The 4,697-nt window shown below is 69.2% G+C and carries 5 protein-coding genes; all 5 read left to right on the top strand.

Features of this window, described 5'->3' with window-relative positions:
• Position 1: 1 nt before the first annotated feature.
• A complete protein-coding gene (locus VGT00_16050; protein ID HEV8532935.1) occupies positions 2-838 on the top strand; it encodes an ABC transporter ATP-binding protein in 837 nt (278 codons plus the stop codon).
• 229 nt (positions 839-1,067) lie between these two features.
• Positions 1,068-1,775, top strand: coding sequence for an ABC transporter ATP-binding protein (locus VGT00_16045; protein ID HEV8532934.1), 708 nt, complete (start codon positions 1,068-1,070; stop codon positions 1,773-1,775).
• 40 nt (positions 1,776-1,815) lie between these two features.
• Positions 1,816-2,385: a TlpA disulfide reductase family protein gene (locus VGT00_16040; GenBank protein HEV8532933.1), complete on the top strand. Its 570-nt coding sequence runs from the start codon at positions 1,816-1,818 to the stop codon at positions 2,383-2,385.
• Positions 2,382-3,995, top strand: a complete 1,614-nt coding sequence (locus tag VGT00_16035; protein HEV8532932.1) for an AMP-binding protein — start codon at positions 2,382-2,384, stop codon at positions 3,993-3,995. The genes VGT00_16040 and VGT00_16035 overlap by 4 nt, the downstream gene beginning before the upstream one ends.
• Positions 3,992-4,697: enoyl-CoA hydratase/isomerase family protein (locus VGT00_16030; GenBank protein HEV8532931.1), on the top strand; the 706-nt coding region annotated here is incomplete at its 3' end. The genes VGT00_16035 and VGT00_16030, both read left to right, overlap by 4 nt.

The raw sequence follows: 4,697 nt of genomic DNA, 5'->3' as shown, positions 1-4,697 counted from the left end.
CGTGAACGACTCCGCGGGGAGGCCGCCGGATGAGCGCTTGCGCGAAGAAGCCCGACCGGCCCGCGATATCTTCCACCGCAACGGCAGACAGATGATGCTCGAGGTCGAGGGCGTGTCGAAGAGCTTCGGCGCCCTCGCCGCCCTGTCCGGCGTCAGCCTCATGGTCAGGGAGGGCGAGGTGTTCTCCGTCATCGGCCCCAACGGGGCAGGCAAATCGACGCTCTTCAACGTCATCAGCGGTCTGCACACTCCCACCGCCGGCCGTATCGTCTTCCGGGGCAAGGAGGTCACGGGCCTCGCTCCCGAGGTCATCAACCGGCAGGGCCTCGCGAAGACGTTCCAGATCACGAACATCTTCCCCGGCATCTCCGTGTACGACAACGTGCGCGTGGCCGCGCAATCGCGCATGCGCGTTTCCGGCCGCCTGCCGTCGCTCTGGCGGCTTCCCGATGTCGAAGGGCCCGTCATGGAGCTTCTGGGCGCCTTCGGCCTGGCCGCGAGGCGAGACGATCTCGCGCGGAACCTCTCGCACGGGGAGCAGCGCTACCTCGAGATCTGTCTCGCCCTCGCCACCGACCCCGCCCTCCTGCTCCTCGACGAGCCGACGGCGGGGATGACGCCGGGGGAGACGAGAGAGGCGACGGCGCTGATCCGCCGGATCGCGCTCGACCGCCGCCTCACCGTGTTGCTCATCGAGCACGACATGAGCGTGGTGATGGGGATCTCCGACCGGATCGCCGTGCTCCACTTCGGGGAGAAGATCGCCGAGGGGCCGCCGGAGGCCATCCGCAGCGACGCCAAGGTCCTCGACGCCTATCTGGGCGGCGCGGACGAGTGAGAAAATCTGAACTCGTGAAGGCGATCAGGCCCTCCCCCTCACCCTGCCCTCTCCCCCTCCGGGGGCGAGGGATACGTCGGCCTTTCATCCCTCTCCCCCATCGGGGGAGAGGGCCGCAGTTCGAGCTGAGCCGCTTCGGCGAGGCGAGGGCTGAGTGGAATGAGGGGGCGCCGGAGCCCCGTACATGAGCAGTCTGGGCCTGGCCGCCGCACCAATGGTGAACTAACCCGTGTTTAGGATCCGGGATCTTCACGCGGGTTATGGGGCGACGCCGATCCTCTTCGGCGTATCTCTCGAGGTCCAGGAGGGCGAGGCGGTGGCGCTCCTCGGCAAGAACGGGATGGGCAAGAGCACGCTCATGAAAACCGCCATGGGCTTCATCAAGCCCACCCGTGGCGCCATCGACTTCGAGGGCAGCGACCTGACCCGGATGACGCCGCACGAGATCGCGCGGCGGGGTGTCGGCTTCGTGCCGGAGAACCGGCGGATCTTTCCCGGCCTCACCGTGCGCGAGAACCTCGAGCTGGGCCTCTCCGCGGTGCCCCATCTCTCGGCGGCCCTGCGCCGGGAGCGCTTCGAGCAGGTGTTCGGGCACTTTCCCCTCCTGGGCGAGCGCATCGACCAGCCGGCCAAGACGCTCTCCGGCGGCGAGCAACAGATGCTCGCCATCGCGCGCGTCATGATGGCGGGCGCGCGGCTCATCCTGATGGACGAGCCCACCCAGGGACTCGCCCCCGCCCTCATCCGCCATATCCGGGACATGATCCGCGAGCTGAAGCGGCTCCGCGTCACCGTGCTCCTCGTCGAGCAGAACGCGCGCGTGGCCCTCAGCGTCTGTGACCGCGGTTACATCATGGAGAAGGGGTCCATCGTCTTCGAGGGGCTTTCGGCGGAGCTCCGCGACAGCCCGACCACCCGTGAGAAGCTGGGCGTCTAGCTCGTCGCCCGGCGAAAGCCGCCGCGGCTCCTGGCTGCGCGTGGGGCTGGCTCTCGCGCTTCTTGCCGGAGCGCTCTGGACCCTTCCCACCCGGCGGCCCGGGGTGGACGGGGGCCATCACCGCGATCATGCCGTCGCCCTCGACCCCTTCGAGAAGGCGGGTATCATCGAATTCAAGGAAGGTCAGCGGGGGCCGACCTTCCGGCTTCGCACGTTCCCCGGCCCCGGCCACGCCTCCCTCGAGGAGCTCAAGGGCAACCTGCTGATCCTGAACTTCTGGGCGACGTGGTGCACGCCGTGCACCCTCGAGATGCCGACGCTCGAGGAGCTCTGGCAGGCCTACCGGGCGCGCGGTCTGATCGTCCTCGGAGTCTCGGTGGACCGGGGCGCGCCCCGCGCGCTCCTCGAGCCGTACATCGCGCATCAGCGGCTCACCTTTCCTATCCTGCTCGACCCCGAGCTCAAGACGGCGGGGGCGTGGCGCGTGACGGGCCTGCCCGCGACCTTCATCGTCAAGCCCGGCGGCGAGGTCGCGGGCATGGCGGCGGGCGCGCGGGAATGGAACAGCGCCGAGATGCGCGCGCTGCTGGAGACGCTGCTGCCGCCGTGACCCTCGCCCGTCTCGTCGATCGTGCGGCCCGGCGATACCCGGAGGCTCCCGCGGTGGTGGACGGCCCGCGCCGGCTGACGTACGCCGACCTTGCGAGCCAGGCTGCGGCGCTCGGCCGCGGTCTCGCGGGCCTCGGCATCGGCAAGGGCGACCGCGTGCTGATCGCGCTGAAGAACCGCCTCGAGCACGTGCTCGCGTACTGGGCCCTCCAGAGCATCGGGGGCGTGCCCACGCCCGTGAACTACCGGCTCACGCTGCGGGAGCTGCGCTATGTGCTCGAGGACGGCGGGGCCCGCGTCGCCTTGTTCGAGTCGGCGACCGCGGCCGGGATGCTCGAGGCGACGGAGGGCTGGCGGGGGTGTCTGGTTTTCGTCGGCGACGAGGTGCCGGCCGGAGCGGTCCCGTTCGCTGAGCTCCTGGGCTCGAACCACGCGCCGCTCGATCGCGCCGTGAGGGAGAGCGACCTCTCTCTCATCCTCTATACCTCCGGGACCACGGGGCGACCCAAGGGCGTGCCGAGGACACACCGGAACCACCATGCCGGCGCCCGCGCCCACGTGATCCAGTGCGGCTACCAGTGGGGCGAGCGTACGCTCGGCGTGATGCCGCTCTATCACACCATGGGCATCCACCTGCTGACGAGCATGGCCGCGGTGAACGGCTGTTTCGTCTGCCAGGCGGACTGGAGCGCGGAGGCGGCGCTCTCGCTCATCGAGAGGGAGCGGGTGAGCGCGCTGTACCTCATCCCGACGCTCTTCCACGACCTCGTCCGGGCGGTGGAGCGGTCGAGCGCGAAGGTCTCCTCGGTGAGGAAGCTCGCGTACGCGGGAGCGCCCATGCTCGCCTCCCTCACCGACGCGTGCGTGAAAGCCTTTCACCCCGAGGTGTTCGTGAACCACTACGGCTCGACCGAGATCTACACCTTCTCGGTCTTCCCCGACGTTCACACCAAGCCGGGCTGCGCGGGACGTCCCGGGATCCATTCGAAGCTGCGCGTGGTCGAGGCGAGTCGGGAGCGTCGCGTGGGGGCCGAGGAGACCGTGCCTCCGGGCGAGAAGGGTGAGATCATCGCCAGCCTCGACTCCGACGAAGCATTCGCCGGCTACTGGAAGCGCCCGGACGCGGATGCGCACGCCCTCAGGGACGGCTGGTACTTCACGGGCGACATGGGCTATCTCGACGAGGTCGGCGATCTCTTCGTGGCCGGGCGCGTGGATGACATGATCATCAGCGGAGGAGAGAACATTCACCCGGCGGAGATCGAGGAGGTGCTGGCGCGGCATCCGCAGGTGCGCGACGTGGCCATCGTCGGCGAGCCCGACGAGAAGTGGGGCGAGCGCGTGGTGGCCTTCGTCGTACGCAAAGACGCTGAGCTGACCGCGGCCGCCCTCGATCGGTATGGTCTCGAGAGCCCCGCTCTCGCCAACTTCAAGCGACCGCGGCGGATCGTCTTCGTCGAGGAGATCCCCAAGACGGCCTCGGGCAAGATCCTCCGCCGACTGCTGCGCGACGGACACTACAGGGAGGTCTCCCCGATGAGCCCCGCATGGGGCGAAGAGGCCCAACCGCCTCAGCGAAGTCAATCACGTGGAAGCGAGGTGGACAAATGACCGAGTTCCTGCGAGTGGAGCGCACGGGCGCCATCGCCACCGTGTGGATCGACCGGCAGGCGAAGATGAACACCATGACGGTGGCCATGCGCAACGAGTTCCCCGGCATCTTCGGTTCGCTCGAGGCCGACGAGGGCATTCGGGTCATCGTGATTCGCGGGGCGGGGGGCAAGGCCTTCAGCGCGGGCGGTGACGTCGCGGAGTTTCTCACCCTGGCCCCCGCCGACCTCGAGCTCTGGGGCGACACCCTGACCTCGGCGGAGCGCTGCCGGAAGCCCGTCATCGCGGCCATCGATGGCTACACCATGGGCGCGGGTCTCGAGCTGGCCGTGGCCTGCGATTTTCGCGTGGCCATGCTTCGCTCGGAGTTCGCCTTTCCCGAAGTGAGGCTTGGCATGATCCCGGGCAGCGGGGGGACCCAGCGGGCCCTCCGCCTGATGGGGATGACGCGTGCCAAGCTCTTCATGATGACGGGTCAGCGCATCCCCGCCGAGCGCGCCGAGGCGTGGGGGCTCATCACCTTGGCCGTGGCGGACAACGAGCTGGATGAGGCGGTGGAGAGGCTGGCCGGCGAGCTGGCCGAGCGCGCGCCGCTGGCTCTCCGCACGCTGAAGATGGTGATCAATCGCGGGGCGGAGGCGCCCCTGGAGACGGCGCTGGAGCTCGAGCGCAAGGCCTACGCGTGGCTGCGCTCAACCCATG

The organism is Candidatus Methylomirabilota bacterium, from assembly GCA_036002485.1.
GTDB lineage: Bacteria > Methylomirabilota > Methylomirabilia > Rokubacteriales > CSP1-6 > AR37.
Note: the sequence above shows the minus strand (reverse complement) of the source record. Positions and strands in the feature narration are given on the sequence as shown.